This is a genomic window from Thermaerobacter litoralis (assembly GCF_054654595.1).
Map to the genome: position 1 here is coordinate 321,837 of NZ_BAAIES010000004.1, position 16,668 is coordinate 338,504.

A 16,668-nucleotide genomic window follows, 5' to 3' on the forward strand; every position below is an offset into this window, starting at 1 on the left:
GCCCCGGCATCGAAACATCCCCGTGGTATAATCGGCAGGACGAACCGGCCCCCACCCGCCGCCGGCCGTGGGCGCGGGACGGGCGGGCAAGGTTCCCCGGAGGAGGAGCTTCCACAGGGGGAGGGACTTGCGTGGCCGGTTATCCCCAGGCGCCGGCGGGTCACGGCGGCCCGCGGCGGCGCAAGCCCTGGTGGCGTCGCATCCGCTGGATGCGGCTCTTCCTATTCCTCGTGTTCCTGTTCGGCATCAGCGGGACGGTGCTGGCCGCGGGCTTCATGATGGGCGCCGTGCGGGCCATGGGCCCGATCACCGCCTTGCGGCCCCAGGTGGCCCAGACTTCCTTCATCTACGACCGCCACGGCGAGCTCCTGACGGAGATCCAGGGGCCGGAGAACCGGATCGTCGTCCCGCTGGAGCAGATCCCCGAGCACGTGCGCAACGCCTTCATCGCCATCGAAGACGAGCGGTTCTACGACCACTTCGGCGTCGACCCCATCGGCATCGCCCGGGCGCTGATCAACAACCTGCGCGGCGGCCACCTGCAGGGCGCCAGCACCATCACCCAGCAGCTGGCGCGCAGCGCCTTCCTGACCCAGGATCGCACCTGGCGGCGCAAGATCCAGGAGGCCATCCTGGCCATCGAGCTGGAGCGCCGCTTCACCAAGGACGAGATCCTGGAGATGTACCTGAACCAGATCTACTTCGGCAACGGCGCCTACGGCATCCAGGCGGCGGCCTACACGTACTTCGGCAAGCCGGTCGACCAGCTCACCGTGGCCGAGGCGGCGGTGCTGGCCGGGATCCCCAAGAACCCGTCGGCCTACCCGCCGCCGCCCATCCCCGACCCCGGCGAGGAGCCGTCCAAGGCGGACCAGGAGCGGGCCGAGAACGGCCGCTGGAAGGAGCGGCAGCGGCTCGTCCTGGCCAAGATGCGGGAGCTGGGCTTCATCACCGAACAGCAGTACCGGGAAGCCCTGGAGGAAGACGTCCTGGCGAACCGGCCCAAGGTGAACACCCGGCACAGCCAGAAGAACCGGAACATCTTCGGCCATTTCGTCGATTACGTGATCGACGAGACCCTGCGCAACCTGGCCGCCCGCTTCGAGGAAGAAAACGGCCTCGACCATGAGGCGGCCATGGAGCGGGCCAACAACCTGCTGCTGGAGGGCGGCCTGCGCATCTACACGACCATCGATCCGGAGCTGCAAAAGGCGGCCTTCGAGGCCCAAGCCGAACACCTGAAGGCGATGGGCTTCCCCACCCCCACACCGGAGGACAAAAACCGCGGGCCCCAGGTCGGCATCGCCGTGGTCGACGTGGAGGAAGCCCAGATCGTGGCCCTGGTGGGAGGGCGGTTCTACGACAGCGGGTACGGCGCCCGCCTGACCAACTTCGCTGCCGACGGCGAAAGGATCCAGGGCGAACGCCAGCAGCTGGGGTCGGCCACCAAGCCCCTCACCGCCTACGCGCCCGCTCTGCTGAAGGGGTATACGGCGGCCACGGTGGTGGATGACGCCAAGTTCGTCTGGGCGGACTGGTCGCCCAACAACTACGACGGGATCTACTTCGGCATGACGCCCTTCCGCTTCGGCCTGAAGCGGTCCATCAACGTGGTCGCTGCCCGGGCCGTCCAGCTGGCGGGGATCGACACGGCCTACGAATTCGCCCAGAAGCTGGGCTTCCCGTTGACACCCGAGGACCGGCAGCCATCGGCGCTGGCCTTGGGCGGCTACCACCAGGGCGTCACGCCCCTGGAGGTCGCCAACGCCTACGCCACCTTCGCCCGCGGCGGCATCCGCGACGACGCCTACGCCGTCACCGAGATCCGGGACGCCCAGGGGCGCATCCTCTACCAGCACCAGCACCACCGGGAGGCGGTGGTGGACGAGCGGGTCGCCTACATCATCGCGGACATGATGCGGGAGGTCATGGAACCCCACCGCTTCCCGGCGGGGGCGGACCCCTTCGAGCCCTCGTCGGGCACGGGCTACCGCATCCACGACCAGTACTTCCCGAGGCCTGCCGCCGGCAAGACCGGAACCACCAACGAAAAGCGGGACGTCTGGTTCGTCGGCTTCACCCCGCAGTATGCCGCCGCGGTCTGGGTGGGTCTGGCCTCCAACGATCCCCTGGAGGACCAGTTCCCCCGCCTGCGGGGCGACGTCTTCGGCAGCACCGTCCCCGGCCCCATCTGGGGCCGGATCATGGCGGCGGCCCACGAAGGCAAGCCCGTGCGCTGGTTCGACCCGCCGCGGGGCATCGTGACGGCCACCGTCTGCGCCAACACCGGCCTGTTGCCGGGGCCCAACTGCCCGGAGGAGCTCCAGTACCGGGAGGTCTTCGTCGCCGGCACGCAGCCGACGGAGGCCGAGAACCTCTGGGTCAAGCTGCCCGTCTGCGCGGAGAACCCGGAGTTCCTCTACGCGCCCAACTGTGCCTGCACACCCCAGGAGAAGGCCTTCTTCAACCGGCCGCCGGCCCAGTTGCCGGAAGGCGCGCCGGAACCGAAGGACTACGCCCTCATGCCGCCCGATCCCGAGAAGGCGTCCTGTGCGGCCTCGCCGGTGTTCCAGCGGGACAGAGGTCCCAACGAGATCTGGCTCACCCCCCAGGGCGCGGTCCCGGGCGAGATGACGGTCAGCGGGGCCCCGGGCGCCACCGTCACCGTCCGCCTCACGGACGTGGCCGGCCGTGACCACCAGGTCACCGTGCCCTTGCCCGATCGCCAGATCCAGGTGGGCGCCCTGCAAAGCGTGGACGTGCCGCTGACCCTGCCGGCCGAGCCGGGCCAGCAGGAGTACCGCATCACCGCCACCTCCACGGCGCCCGACGGCAGCAAGACGAGCCTGGTGGTGCGGCTGCTGGTGACGGTCCAGGGCACCGAGCCGGGGGCCGGCGGGGGCAACGGGGGCAACGGCGGCGGCAACGGGGGTGGCAGCGGCGGGTGCACGCCCAGCGACCAGCCGGTGACCATCTGCCTCCAGGGGAACCGGGCCGACGGGCCCCAGGGGCCGGTCCAGGTGGTCGCGGGCCAGCCGCTGCAGGTGACCATCGCCGACGGCATCGGCCAGCCCCATCAGAACGTGATGGTCTTGCTGGACGCTCGACGCATCGAGCGCCTGCGGATCGGGCCCAACGGGTCCAGCACCATCACCCTTAACTTCGACCAGCCGGCCGACCACCAGCTGGAGGTGCTCCACCCCGAACACCCCAATGAGCACTTCGTCCTCCAGATCCAGGTGGTCCCGGCGGAGGGCGGCGGGGATCAAGGGGGCGACGACGGCGGAGACGACGGGGACGGCGGCCAGGCGATCCTCCCCATCGGGCCCGGGGTGTTCCGGGTCGATTGGGATCGCTGGTGGTCCGCCCTGACGGCCCGGGCCGGGCGGGCGGCCTGAGGCTCGGGAAGGAACCGCCTTCCGGCGGGGGTGACCCCGCGACGAGAGGGGCCGGTGGTACGCCGGCCCCTTTTCCCATCCTTATTCCCGTCGCCCCTGTCACAGGGGATCCTTGAGCACGGCCACCGTGGCGCCGGTTCCGCCCTCGTTGGGCGCGCCCAGCCGGTACGAGGCCACCGCCGGGTGCTTGCGCAAATACTCGTGGACGGCCCGGCGCAGGGTGCCCGTCCCCTTGCCGTGGATGATCCGCACCTGGGGCGCCCCGGCCAGGATCGCATCGTCCAGGTACTTGTCCAGGCGTGCCAGGGCTTCGTCCACCGTCAGCTGGCGCAAGTGGATCTCCGGCTCGAACTCGCGGGCCTTGGCCTGCATGAGCCGGGCCCGCTCCAGGGCGCCGGTCCGCGCCCCGTCCCCGGCGGGGCCGGCGCCTTTCCCGCCCCGTCGCGGCTTGGATGAACCGGCCGGGAGAGCGCCCGGGGCCGCTTCCCGGTCCCCGGAGCCAGCCCCGCCGGGGACGGCCGGTGGGGCCGGTTCGTCCAGCAAGCGCAGGTCGGAGCGGGGCACACGCATCCGCAGGATGCCTGCCTGCACGGTCACCGGCTCCCCCGGGTCGCCGGGCACCTCCAGGACCTCCGCCTCCTGGCGCAGGCTCAGCACCTCCACCCGGGCCCCGGGGCGCAAGGCGGCGGCCAGCACCGCCTCCGCCCCCGCCCGTGCCTGCCGGCGCGCCTCCTCGGCCCGCCGCCGGGCGGCCAGGGTGCGCTCTTCCAGGGCGCCGAGGCCTTCGCGGGTCTCGGCCAGGACGGCCTGGGCCGCCGCCAGGGCCTCGGCGGCCTGGGCCTCGATGGCCTCCCACCCGCCGGCGGCCCCGCCGCCGGCCTCCTCGACCCCGGCGCCGGCCGCCGGACCCCGCCCCCGCCGGCCGCCGGCTTGTGCCAGCAGCTGGCGGAGCCGCGCCAGCTCGTCGAGGGCCGCTTCCAGCCGGCCCACCGACGCCCGCAGGCGGGCCACCAGGCCCTCCGTCTGCTGCCGCGCCTCCCGGAGGGCGACGGCCATCTCCCGCTCCAGGGCCTCCAGCCGGGCCCGGTGCTCCTGGCGCTGGGCCTCGAGTTCCTGCAGCCGCTGCCGGTAGAGGGCCTCGGCCTCCCGCCGCCGGGCCTCGGCCTCGGCCCGCAGCTGGGCGCTCTCGCGCCGGTCGGCCTCCATGGCGGCGATCAGCTCTTCGACCCGGTGGGCGCCGGCCCCCATGACCTGCCGCGCCCGCTGGACGATGGACTCCGGCAGGCCCAGCCGCCGGGCGATGGCCAGGGCCATGCTCTTGCCGGGCAAGCCGATCCAGAGGCGGTAGGTCGGCCGCAGGGTCTCCTCGTCGAACTCCACGCTGGCGTTCTCGACGCCCGGCTGCTGGTAGGCATAGGCCTTGAGGGCGCTGTAGTGGGTCGTGGCCACCACCAGGCACCCGCGGGCCCGGAAGTGCTCGATCAGGGCGACCGCCAGCGCCGCCCCCTCGTCGGGGTCCGTGCCGGCGCCAATCTCGTCCAGCAGCACCAGGGCGCCGGGCTGGGCCGCCCGGGCGAAGCCGACGATGGCGCTCATGTGGGACGAGAAGGTGCTAAGGCTCTGCTCGATGCTCTGCTCGTCCCCCACGTCGCAGAAGATCTGGGGAAAGACGCCCAGGGCGCTCCCCGGCGCCGCCGGGATGTGGAGCCCGGCCTGATGCATCAGGGCCAGCAGGCCCACGGTCTTCAAGGTCACGGTCTTGCCGCCGGTGTTGGGACCCGTGATCACCAGGGTGTCGAATCCGGCCCCATCCCCAAGCCACACGTCGATGGGCACCGCCCCCGCTCCCAGCAGCGGGTGCCGGGCCCGCTTGAGGTCGATGCGGGGCCGGTCCAGGGTGGCCGGCCGCTCCGCCCGCATGGCCAGGGCCAGCCGGCCCCGGGCCACGACCACGTCCAGGGCGGCCAGTTCCTCCAGGGTGGCGGCCAGCTCGTCCCCGGCGGCCGCCACCTGCCGGGTGAGCTCGCCCAGGATCCGCTCGACCTCTTCCTGTTCCTCGGCCTCCGTCTCCCGCAGCCGGTTGCCGAGTTCGACCACCGCCATGGGCTCGACGAACAGGGTCGCGCCGCTGGCCGACTGGTCGTGGACCACCCCGGGCACCTGGGCCCGGGCCTCCGCCTTGACCGGCAGGACGAACCGGCCCCGCCGCTGGGTCACCAGGGGCTCCTGCAAGGCGGCGGCCCACTGGGGCGAGCGGATCATCTCCTCCAGCCGGCGGCGGATGGCCTCCTCCAGGTCGGCCAGCCGGCGCCGCAGGCCCGCCAGCCGCGGGCTGGCCTCGTCGCGGACCCGGGCGTCGTCGCCGATGGCCGCCGCGATGGCCTCCTCCAGGGCCGGCTGGGGGATCAGGCGGGCCGCCCGGGCGGCCAGGCGCGGGTACGATGCCTCGCGGTGGAGGAGGAAGGCCTTGAGCCGCCGGGCGCCCCGGACGGTGCCGGCCACGGCCAGGAGCTCTTCGGGCGACAGGATGCCGCCCTTGGCCGCCCGCTGCAGGGAACGGCGGATGTCGGCCAGGCCCACCAGGGGGATGTCGCCCTCCCGCTCCAGCAGCCGGGCGGCCTCCTCGGTCTCCGCCTGCCGCTCCCGCACGGCGTCGGGGTCCGTCAGGGGCTCTAAGGCGCGGCAACGCTCGGCGCCCAAAGAAAAACTGGCCTGCGCGGCCAGCTGGTCCAGGATCTTGGCATACTCCAGCCGGTCCAGACTGCGTGGGTCCATGATGGCCTCCCTGGGTCCCGTGCCGCCGGGCCATGCCCGGCGCCGGCCGGGCATGGCCCGGCTCGCGTTCCCGGCGACCCCTCTCCTCTCAGACCATAGTCCAGGGACTGGGCGCATGGCAACGGCGGGACCGGCCGCATGGCAACGGCGCGGGCTGCCGGACCGCCGGCCTGGGGGTGGGATCGGCCGGCCCCTTCGCCCTCCCGCCCGCGCCCCGAGCCGCCGCCCCTCCCACCCCCAGCCCGCCGCCGGGCGGCCGGTGGAGGGCGCGACCCGAGGGCGCGGCCGGAGGGCGCGGCAGGTTCCTCCGGGATCCGGTTCGTCCCAAGGGGGCGTGGGCCGGCTCCCGCCGGCCGGCGTCGCCGGGTGTCGCGGGCGACCGGCTTGCCCGCGGCCGAGTCCCCTCACCCCGCCGCCCTTCGGCCACCACCGGTGCCGGCCGGCCCGGGGCGCCGGCCCTTGGGGGCCGCCAGCCACGCCAGCAGGGCGTCCCGCTCGAGGGTATTGAGCACCTGGCCGGGTTCGACCCAGGCTCGCCGCGCCACCTTGACGCCCAGGGCCACCTGCGCCAGCTGGTCCGGCCCGTGGGCGTCGGTGTCGATGACCAGCCACACCCCGGCTTCCGCCGCGCGGCGGGCCCACAGGGCCGGCAAGTCCAGGCGCTCCGGCGAGGCGTTGATCTCCAGGGCCGTGCCGTGGCGGGCGGCGGCGGCGATGACCGCCTCCAGGTCGACGTCGTAGGGGTCCCGGAACCCCAGCCGGCGCCCCGTGGGGTGGCCGATGATGTCCACGTGGGGGTGTTCCACCGCCGCCAGCAACCGCTCCGTCATGGCCTGCCGGTCCAGCTGCAGGTGGGTGTGGACCGACGCCACCACCACATCGAGCCGGGCCAGGATCTCGTCGGGGTAGTCGAGCCGCCCGTCCTTCAGGATGTCGACCTCGGCCCCCTTGAGGATCCGGAAGCCGGCGCCTTCGGCCTCCAGGGCCGCGTTGAGGTCGTCGATCTCGGCCCATTGGGCCTCCAGCTCCGCCAGGTCCAGGCCGTGGGCCACCTTGAGGGAGCGGCTGTGGTCGCAGATGGCCAGGTAGCGGTACCCCCGGGCCCGGGCCGCCGCCGCCATCTCGGCGATGGACGCGGCCCCGTCGCTCCAGCGGCTGTGGACGTGGAGATCGCCCCGGAGGTGGGCCAGGGCCACCAGCTCGGGCAGCCGGCCGGCCGCCGCCGCCTCCAGTTCCCCCTCCCCCTCCCGCAGTTCCGGGGGGATGGGCGGCAGGCCCAGGCGCCGGTACAGGGCGGCTTCGTCCCCGTCCGGGGCGGGGGCGTCGCCGGCCGTCCCGTCCCGGCCCGGCCGCAGGCCCCCGGGCTCCAGCTCCCAGCCTTGCCCGGCCGCCCACTGGCGCAGCTGGGTCCAGTGGGCCGGGCTCCCGGTGGTGTAGATCAGGGCCGGCCCCCGGGCTTCGGCCGGCGCCACGGTGACCCGCACCGGCCAGCCGTCCACGGTGGCCTCCACCACGGGCCCGGCCTCTCCCTGGCCGGCGTCCACAGGGGCGCCGCCCTCCTGCAGTCGACCCGCCACGGCCGCCGCGGCGGCGGCCGGTTCCCGCGCCAGGACCAGGAGGTCGGCGGCCTCCACCTGCTCGACGCCGCGCCGGGCCGGGCCGACGGGGACGACCTCCTCCACCCCGGGCAGCCGGGCCAATTCGGCCCCGACGGCCGCCGCCACCGCCAGCGCCTCGCCCAGGGTGAGGCGACGCCCCTCCCGTTCCATCCGATCCAGGGCGTCCAGCAGCTTTCGGGCCCGTGCCTCCCCCAGGCCGGGCAGGGCGGCCACCCGGCCATCCTCCAGGGCTTCCCGCAGCGCCTGGGGGGAGTCGATGCCCAGCTCGTGATAGAGCCGGCCCGCGGTCTTGGGTCCCAGTCCGGGAACGCCCAGCAGGCGCTGGACCCCGGCGGGCACCTTGGCCCGTAACTCGTCCAGCAGGCGGGTGGAACCGGTGGCGTAGAAGTCGCGGATCTTGCCGGCGATGGCGGGACCGATGCCGGGCAGGGTCAAAAGGCGGTCCCCCTGCAGGTAGGTGCGGAGGTCGTCCCGCAGGGCGGAGACGGTGCGGGCGGCCCGGCGGTAGGCGCCAGCCTTGCGGGCATCCGTGCCCTCGATCTCGATCAGGTCGGCGATCTCTTCCAGCAGGGCGGCGACCCGCTTGTTCGTCATGGGACGCCCCTCGGCAGGAACGGCCGGCTCGGGGCGCTCCGGGCGGGGCTGCCCCGGGCCTTCCCCGGGAACGACCTCATCCCCGGGTGGAACCCGCCCGGGTTCCGCCGGCCGATCCGGGCCCGCCGCCCTCACCGGCCATCCCCGGCCGGCGGTGCCCCATCCGGCCCGGGCCGGCCGGCCCCCGGTCCGTGGGACGACGAACCGGCAGCCCCCGCGGGCCCACGGCCGGCCGCTCCATTCCCCCGCGACGACCCGGCCGTCCCGGGACCGGCCACGGGCCGGCCGCCGGCGGGCCGCGCAGCCTCAAGACCCGGCTGGCCCGCCGGGCCCCCCGGTGCAGGGCGGTGGGAAGGCGGTTCGGCCGTGGCCGCCACCGCAGGCAGCGGGCCCAGGGACGCCGGTCCGCCACCGGCGGGCGAGCGGCCCTCGGCACCTCCGACGGCCGGCCCCGCTGGCCAGCCCCCGCCCGGGGCCGCGGGGGGGACCTCGCCGCCGGAAGCGAAACCGCCCGCCCCGCCCGGTCCCGCTGGCCGGCCGTTGAGCTCCCGCTTGCGGCGGTCCCACTCCCGCTCCAGCATGCCCAGCACCCGCTGGTACTGCTCTTCCAGCTTGCTGAGTTCGTCCGCCAGGTTGATGGCGGCCAGCACGGCGATGCGGGTGATGCCCAACCGCGGGTGGCGCTTGGCGATCTCGTTCATGCGCCGGTCGACCATATCGGCCAGCCGTTCCATATAGGCCGGCCGCGCCTCCCCGCGCAGCACGTACTCCTCGCCGAAGATCCGCACCGTCACCCGGTGGATCGTCCCGTCGCCGCCCTGGCCCCCGGCCGGTGGCGTCTCACGCATGTCCGGGCCCCTCCCGCGATAGTGCTTCGGGCCGCACCCGCCGTTTCCTGCCGGACGGCGACCGGCCACGCGCCGCGCCAGGCCTCCCCCCATGCGGGGCGGCCGGCTAGGAGCGGGGCGTCAACCCCAGGGCGGCCAGGGCCGCCCGCACCTGCCCGTGCACCCCGTCCACCTCGGCATCGGTCAGCGTCCGGTCCGGTGACCGGTAGATCAGGGCGAAGGCCAGGCTGACCTGCCCTGCGGGCACCGGGTCGCCCGTGTAGCGGTCGAACAGGTGGACCGCCTCCAGCAGCGGCCCCGCCGCCTCCCGGATCCGGCCGGCGATGGTGGCCGCGGGCAGGTCCTGGGGGGCGAGCACGGCGATGTCCCGCCGGATGGCGGGGAAGCGGGGCACGGGCCGGTACGCCGGCACCGGCCGCACGGCCGGCAGCAGGGCCTCGAGCTCCAGCTCCGCCGCCACAGGCCGGCCGGCCGGGCCCGCCAGATCCCATGCGGCCGCCACCTGGGGGTGCAGCTCGCCCAGCCAGCCCACCGGCCGCCCGTCCACCCACAGGCGGGCCGCCCGGCCCGGGTGCAGCCACGGTTCCTCGACCCGCTCCCAGCGGCACAGGCCGGCCGGGATGCCCAGTTCGTCCAGGAGGGCCTCCAGCACGCCCTTCAAGGTGAAGAAGTCGACGGGCCGGGCCGGCGCCGCCCAGTGCAGGCCGCCCAGCTCACCGTAGCCGGCCAGCCCCACCCGCACGGGCTCGGCCGGCAGCTCCTCCAGCGGCAGCCGGTGCGGGACGAACACGGCCCCCGCCTCGTACACCAGGGCCCCCGGCTGCTGCCGGCGGGCGTTGTAGGCCAGAACGTCCAGCAGCCCGGGCAGCAGGGTCGTGCGCAGCAGGCTGTGTTCCTCCGCCAGGGGATGGAGCAGGGGGATGGCCCGGCGCCAGGGGTGGCCGGCGGGCAGGCGCAACCCGTCCCACACCGCGGGCCGGGTGAAGGCCCAGGTCACCACTTCCTGGGCCCCGGCGCGGGCCAGGGACTCCCGCACCTGCCAGGTCAGGGCCAGCGCCGGCGAGACCTCGTCGCCCGCCGGGACGCCGCCGGGCAAGACCGCGGGGATCCGGTCCAGCCCGTAGACCCGCCCCACCTCCTCCGCCAGGTCGACCTCGCCCTCCACATCGGTCCGGTAGGAGGGCACCCCCACCTCCCCCGCGGCGGCATCGACGGCGAAGCCCAGCCGCCGGAGGCTGTCCGCGAGGGTGGCATCGTCCAGGTCCACGCCCAGCCACTGCCGCAGCCGTTCGGGCCGCCAGGGGAGCCGGCGGGGCGAGAAGACCTGGCCCTGGGCGACGGCGGCGCCGGGCACCGGGCGCCCCGCCCCGACCCGGCGGAACAGGTCCATGGCCCGGTCGGCCGCCCGCCGCACCCCCTCGGGGTCGACGCCCTTTTCGAAGCGCTGGGCCGCTTCGGTCAAAAGCCCGTGGTGGCGGGCGGTCCGCCGGATCCGGCGCGGGTCGAACCACGCCGATTCCAGCAGCACCACCCGGGTTGCCGGCGTGATCTCCGAGTTGGCGCCGCCCATCACCCCGGCCAGGCCGATGGGCCGCCGGGCGTCGGCGATGACCAGGTCCTCGCCGGTCAGCGGCCGCCGGCGCCCGTCGAGGGTCTCCAGGGTCTCCCCCGGCGCCGCCGCCCGGACCACCACCGTCCGCTCGGTCACCGCCTCGCCGTCGAAGGCGTGGAGGGGCTGGCCCAGCTCCAGCATGACGTAGTTGGTCACGTCGACGATCCGGTCGATGGGGCGCATGCCCGCGGCGACCAGCCGGCGGCGCATCCAGAGGGGCGACCCCCCGGGGCGGACGTCCAGCAGGATCCGGGCCACGTACAGCCCGCAACCCTCGACGTCCTCGATCCGGACCCGAACGGGCCAGGCGCCGTCCAGGCCCGCTTCGACCGCCGGCCGCCCGGGGGCCCGGCCGGCCGCTTCGCCCCCTCCGGCGGGGCTACCGGTGCCGTCCCCGGACCGGCCGGCCGGAACCGCCCCGGCCGCGATGCCTGCGCCCTCCCCCGCGGGGGCCGCAGCCGGCGGCGTCCCCGGCGCCGCCCCCGCCCCGGCCTCCCACGGGTACCGCCACGGCCGGCCCGTGGCGGCCGCCAGCTCCCGGGCCACGCCCAGGATGCTCTGGCAGTGGGCGGCATAGTTGGGCGTCAGGCTGAGCTCCAGCACCTCGTCGGTCCATCCCAGCCAGGCGGCCAGATCGGTGCCCGGGGCGGGGACGCCGGCCGGGTCGCCGGCGGCCAGTTCGTCCAGATCGGCCAGCCCCTCCTTGTCGGCCGGCTGATCCCCCAGCCCGAGCTCGGCGTTGGAGCACATCATCCCCTGGGAGACGACGCCACGGATCTCCCGCACGCCGATGGTGCTGCCGCCGGGCAGCACCGCGCCGGGCAGGGCCATGGCCACCGCCATCCCCGGCCGCACGTTGGGGGCACCGGTCACCACCGTCAGCCGGCCCGCCGGCCCGGCATCGACCCGGCACACCCGCAGGCCCTCGGCCTCGGGGTGGGGTTCCACCGTCTCCACCCGGGCCGCCACGACCCCGCGGGCCTCCGGCGCCACCCGGCCGGCTGCCTCCACCTCCAGCCCCAGGGCGGTCAGCCGCTCGCCCAGGGTGCGGGCATCCTCCTCGATGGCGATGAACTCGCGCAACCACTCGACCGGTACGCGCACTGTCGGGTCCTCCCCACCGTCACTGGCATGGGTTTCCTGACACGGGTCCCGCCGCCGGCGCCCCTGGCCACCGCAACGCCGGCCGCCCGCGTGCCGCCCCGCGGCGGGGTGGCGGCGTCCGGGCCGGGGCCGCCGGATCGCGGCGCCGCGCCGTCCCCTCAGCGGAACTGGGCCAGGAAGCGCAGGTCGTTCTGGAAGAACAGGCGCAGGTCGTCGATGTCGTACTTGATCATGGCGATCCGCTCGATCCCCATGCCGAAGGCGAAGCCCGAGACCACCTCCGGGTCGTAGCCGCCGGCCCGCAACACGGCCGGGTGGACCAGGCCCGAGCCCAGGATCTCGATCCACCCGCTGCCCCCGCAGGTCCGGCACCCGGCGCCACCGCACAGGGGACAGGAGACGTCCATCTCGGCGCTGGGCTCGGTGAAGGGGAAGTAGCTCGGCCGGAAGCGGTAGCGGGTTTCGGGCCCGAACATGCGGCGGGCGAACTCCGCCAGGGTGCCCTTGAGATGGGCGAAGCTGACGCCCCGGTCGACCAGCAGCCCCTCCACCTGATGGAACATGGGCGAGTGGGTGGCGTCGTCGTCCCGGCGGTAGACGCGGCCTGGCGCGATGATCCGCACCGGCAGCTCCGGCGCCTTGGACAGCATGTAGCGCACCTGCACCGGCGACGTGTGGGTGCGGAGAAGGATGTCCTCCGTCAGGTAGAAGGTGTCGTGCATGTCCCGGGCGGGGTGGCCGGGCGGGATGTTCAGCGCCTCGAAGTTGTAGTAGTCCCGCTCCACCTCCGGGCCCTCGGCCACGGTGAAGCCCAGCCCGCGGAAGATCGCGATGATCTCCAGCTCCACCCGGCGCAGGGGGTGCCGCCGTCCCCGCAGCACGGGCCGGCCGGGCAGGGTGACGTCGATGCGCTCGGCGGCCAGGCGACGGGCCTCCTCCTGGGCCTCCAGCTCCTGGCGGCGCCGGGCCAGGGCCCCTTCCACCGCCTCCCGGGCGGCATTGGCCCGCTGGCCGAAGGCCGGTCGCTGCTCGGGCGGCAGGCTGCCCATCTGCCGCAGGAGCTGGCTGATGCGCCCCTTCTTGCCGAGCCACTCCACCCGCAGCCGCTCCAGCTCGTCCAGCCTGGTCGCCGCGGCGATGGCGGCCTCGGCTTGCCCTTGCAACGCGGCGATGCCCTCCAGGTCGGCCGGGGCGATCCCCCGTTCTGCTGCACCCTGGGACACGCTGCTGCCACCTCACTTCGCCAAGTCGAATGAAGCCAAGCCGGAAGCCAAGTCGCGTGAAAAAGACAGGCCAAAAAAGAAAAGGCCGCCCCCTCCGGGGGCGGACGAGATCCGCGGTACCACCCTGGTTCGCGCCGGCCTCGCGGCCCGGCGCCTCGGCGGGTTGGCGCCCTTGGGGCTCCCTAGCTCCCGGGGCCCCCACGCCCGTGGTCCCCTCCACGACGCCCGTGGTCCGCTCCACCACCGCGTCCTTCCGGATCCGCGTCCTTTCGGATCCACGACCGCGCCCTTCCGGGCGTTCCGGACGTTCCGGGCACGGCGGGGGCGGGGCCGCCGCGGGGCGGCGTCCAACCCTGGGGCGATAACGGGCCCCTTCCGGAACGGCCTACTGGGACGAACCGGCCCGCCGGCCGGCCCCGCGGGGCCGCGTCCTGCGACCGCAACCCGGCCGCTCGTGGCCGGCCGCTGCCGGCCCCCGGTGGCCACGCCCCAAGTCCAGGGGGGGGCGTCCACGGGGACGTCCTACGGCGGCGCACCTGCAGGTCACTGCCCCGGGTGGACGTGCCTCCCCGTGCATGCCTCGGTGGCGCCGTGGACCTTGCGGCGCGGGCCTTCGCCCGTTCAGCCGCCGGCTCCCGGGAGAACTTCATCCGGCCGTCGCCCGGGCGGGCTTTCAGCCTCTGGCCCGCCCTCTCTGCCGGGCCCCTGCCGGACTACTCGTCCCGTTCCTTGCCTGGCTTTCGGGGATGGCAAACTCGAACGGGTGCGGGGCTGGCTCCACCCCCGCCGGAACCGCTCCGGCGGCGCCGGACCGGCCCCGTCACCCTCTGCTCGCGGCGGCTAGGAGGCAGGGCCGGGACCGGCTGCCGGCGCCTTCGCTTCGGTCAGCCGTCGGCGCCCAGGAGCAACCGGTACAAAAGGAAGGCCACCACCGACCCGGTGCGCTCGAACAGCTGCCAGAAGACGTCGGCCGTCAGCGGACCCATTGCCGCACCTCTCCCTACCTGGCGGCCGCCTGCCAGTTGCGGGCATTATAGCACGCCGCCGCAAAATCCCACAACCAGCGGGCCCCCAGGTTCCCAGCCCATCGCCATCTCCATCGTCCATCTCCATCTCCATCCCCATGCCCATCTCCCTCCCGGGCCCCATGTCCATCCCGATGTCCATCCCCTCCCGAGCCCCCCACCATCAGTTCCATCCCCCAATCCTGGCCTGTCGTGGGGCCTTGCGCCGGGCGGGATGCGGTCCCCGCGACGGGCCGGGAATCCACCGGCGGCCGCGCATCGGGGCTCTCCACCCCGCCCTCCACCCCCGCGGCGGGACGCCATCGTCTGGCCAGCCCGGCCCGCCTCGGGTACGATGGCCCCGGAGGTGAAGGAGACCATGCGCTGCCCCCTTTGCGACGTGCCCATGCGGGAGGTGGAACGCCGCGGGGTGACCATCGACGTGTGCCCGGAGTGCCGCGGCGTCTGGCTGGACCGGGGAGAGCTAGAGAAGCTGCTGGCCGGCGCCGAGCGCTGGGAAGAGGAGGATTTCCGCCACTGGGGCGATCCCCGGCACGAGGCCCCCTATCCCCGCCACCCCTACGGGCGCAAGCGGCGCAAGCACTTCCTGGACGACCTGTTCGACTTCGACCTGCCCTTCTTCGACGACTGAAGGGCTCCCGGGAAGCGCACCCGCAAGCCGTGGCCGGGGGCGCTCCGCGGGGTGGGGGGTTGTCCCTGCTGACGGCCACCGGGGGCGCTTAGCGGGATGCGGGGTTGTCCCTGCGGGTTGACGGTCGCCGGGGGCGCTCCGCGGGGTTGGCCCTGCGCGCCGCCGGCACCCGGGGTCACTCAGCGGGGTTGGCCCTGCGCGCCGCCGGCACCCGGGGCCGACTCCGCCGTCCCCGCCTCCGCCGTCCCGGCCTCCGCCGCCCCCGCCGCCCCGGCCGCCTGCCGGGCCGCCTCGTAGAGCAGGATGGTCCCGGCCATGGCCACGTTGAGGGACCCGATGCCCCCGGGCAGGGGGATCGCCACCAGGCCGGTGGCGTGCCGGGTCACGGTTTCGCTCACGCCGGCGCCCTCGTTGCCCAGGACCAGCAGGGCGGGGCGCCGCCAGTCCACGTCCCAGCAGGGCGTGGCGCCCTCCGCCTCGGCCACCCAGACGGCCAAGCCCGCCGCCCGGGCGGATGCGGCGGCCTCCGCCGCCGCATCCGCCCGGGCCATGGCCAGCCGCAGGCACGCCCCGGCCGACGCCCGCACCGCCCGCGGGTGAAAGGGGTCCACGGTACCCGGCACCAGCACCGCCCCCGCCGCCCCCAGCCCCTCCGCCGCCCGCAGCAAGGTGCCCAGGTTGCCCGGGTCCTGCACCCCGTCGGGCAGGATCGCCAGGGGCAGGCGGGACGCCGCGATCCGCCGCCACCAGGCGCCGTCCAGGGGCGCCGGTTCGTCCACGGCCACTTCCGCGACGATGCCCTGGGGCGTCTCGGTCAGGGCCACCAGCTCCAGAAGGCGGTCGGGAACCTCCGCCAGGGGGGTCCCCGCCTCCGCCAGCCGGCCCAGCAGGTCGGCGCCCGCCGGCGAGGCGGCGAAGGCGGCGGTGTAGACCGCCTGGCGGACGGGACGACCGGCGGCCAGGGCCTCGGCCACGAACCGCCGCCCCTCCACCAGGGTGGCCCCCAGGCGCCGCCGGTGCCGCCGCTCGTGGAGCTGGCGCAGGCGCTTGATCCGCGGGTTCTGGGGCGAGGTGATCAGCATGGCTTGTGGAACCCGACTCCTTTCCGGCGCCGCGGTGGGCCGCCGGCCCCCCAGCCTCCGAGCCCGGCGGGTGGCCCGGCCCCGGCCGGCTCAGAGGCCGAGTTCTTCCTGCATGCGGCGGATGTTCTCGTTGCTGCCGATGACGACCACCACGTCCCGGGCCTCGATGGTGGCCTGGGCCCCCGGAGCGACGATCACCTCGTCGCCGCGCCGCAGGGCGATCACCGTGACCCGGAAGCGGTTGCGCAGCCGCAGCTGCTCCAGGGTCTTGCCGACCATGTCGCCGCCGGCCTGCAGCTCGACCACGCTGATGTCGGGCGAGACCTCGATGAAGTCCAGGAAGTGGGCCGACACCATGCGCTGGGCGAGGCGGATCCCCATGTCGCGCTCGGGGAAGACGACCTTGTCGGCCCCGATGCGCTGCAGGACCCGGCCGTGATGCTCGCTAACGGCCTTGGCGACCACCCGCCGCACGCCCATCTCCTTGAGCATCAGGGTGACCAGCACGCTGGCCTCCAGGTCGCCGATGGCCACGACGACCACGTCGAAGTTGCGCAGGCCGAGGGACCGCAGCACGTCCTCATCGGTGGCGTCGGCGGTGACCACGTGGGTCGCATGCTGGACCATGTCCTGGACCGTCTGTTCATCGGAATCGACGCCCAGCACGCTGAAGCCCATCTCGTACAAGGTCGTGGCCACCGCCCGGCCGAAGCGGCCGAGGCCGATGACGGCGAACTCCCGGACGGGCATCGGCCCA

9 protein-coding genes are annotated in these 16,668 nt (G+C 74.9%); 2 read left to right on the forward strand and 7 right to left on the reverse strand.

The window, feature by feature from the left end:
* Positions 1 to 131: 131 nt before the first annotated feature.
* Positions 132 to 3,398 carry a transglycosylase domain-containing protein gene (locus ACYQ02_RS03170; RefSeq protein WP_460038981.1) on the forward strand — a complete coding sequence of 1,089 codons (3,267 nt, stop codon included), beginning with the start codon at positions 132 to 134 and terminating at the stop codon, positions 3,396 to 3,398.
* A gap of 99 nt (positions 3,399 to 3,497) precedes the next feature.
* Here ACYQ02_RS03170 and ACYQ02_RS03175 read toward each other — a convergent pair whose 3' ends face one another.
* From ACYQ02_RS03175 to pheS, 5 genes are all read right to left on the reverse strand, one after another.
* On the reverse strand, positions 3,498 to 6,173 hold the full coding sequence (locus ACYQ02_RS03175) for an endonuclease MutS2 (protein WP_460038982.1): 2,676 nt from the start codon (positions 6,171 to 6,173) through the stop codon (positions 3,498 to 3,500).
* A gap of 404 nt (positions 6,174 to 6,577) precedes the next feature.
* Positions 6,578 to 8,386: a DNA polymerase/3'-5' exonuclease PolX gene (polX, locus tag ACYQ02_RS03180; protein WP_460038983.1), complete on the reverse strand. Its 1,809-nt coding sequence runs from the start codon at positions 8,384 to 8,386 to the stop codon at positions 6,578 to 6,580.
* Positions 8,387 to 8,517: 131 nt separating this feature from the next.
* Positions 8,518 to 9,234, reverse strand: a complete 717-nt coding sequence (locus ACYQ02_RS03185) for a cell division protein ZapA (protein ID WP_460038984.1) — start codon at positions 9,232 to 9,234, stop codon at positions 8,518 to 8,520.
* A 106-nt stretch (positions 9,235 to 9,340) separates the two neighbouring features.
* Complete coding sequence (pheT, locus tag ACYQ02_RS03190; RefSeq protein WP_460038985.1) at positions 9,341 to 11,950, reverse strand: phenylalanine--tRNA ligase subunit beta; 2,610 nt, start codon at positions 11,948 to 11,950, stop codon at positions 9,341 to 9,343.
* A 158-nt stretch (positions 11,951 to 12,108) separates the two neighbouring features.
* Complete coding sequence (gene pheS, locus ACYQ02_RS03195) at positions 12,109 to 13,173, reverse strand: phenylalanine--tRNA ligase subunit alpha (RefSeq protein ID WP_460038986.1); 1,065 nt, start codon at positions 13,171 to 13,173, stop codon at positions 12,109 to 12,111.
* Between the two features lie 1,371 nt (positions 13,174 to 14,544).
* Here pheS and ACYQ02_RS03200 point away from each other — a divergent pair.
* A complete protein-coding gene (locus ACYQ02_RS03200; RefSeq protein ID WP_460038987.1) occupies positions 14,545 to 14,829 on the forward strand; it encodes a TFIIB-type zinc ribbon-containing protein in 285 nt (94 codons plus the stop codon).
* 179 nt (positions 14,830 to 15,008) lie between these two features.
* Here the strand turns inward: ACYQ02_RS03200 and ACYQ02_RS03205 are convergent, their stop codons facing one another.
* Complete coding sequence (locus ACYQ02_RS03205; RefSeq protein ID WP_460038988.1) at positions 15,009 to 15,911, reverse strand: TrmH family RNA methyltransferase; 903 nt, start codon at positions 15,909 to 15,911, stop codon at positions 15,009 to 15,011.
* A 90-nt stretch (positions 15,912 to 16,001) separates the two neighbouring features.
* Positions 16,002 to 16,661, reverse strand: coding sequence for a potassium channel family protein (locus ACYQ02_RS03210; RefSeq protein WP_460038989.1), 660 nt, complete (start codon positions 16,659 to 16,661; stop codon positions 16,002 to 16,004).
* Positions 16,662 to 16,668: the final 7 nt, after the last annotated feature.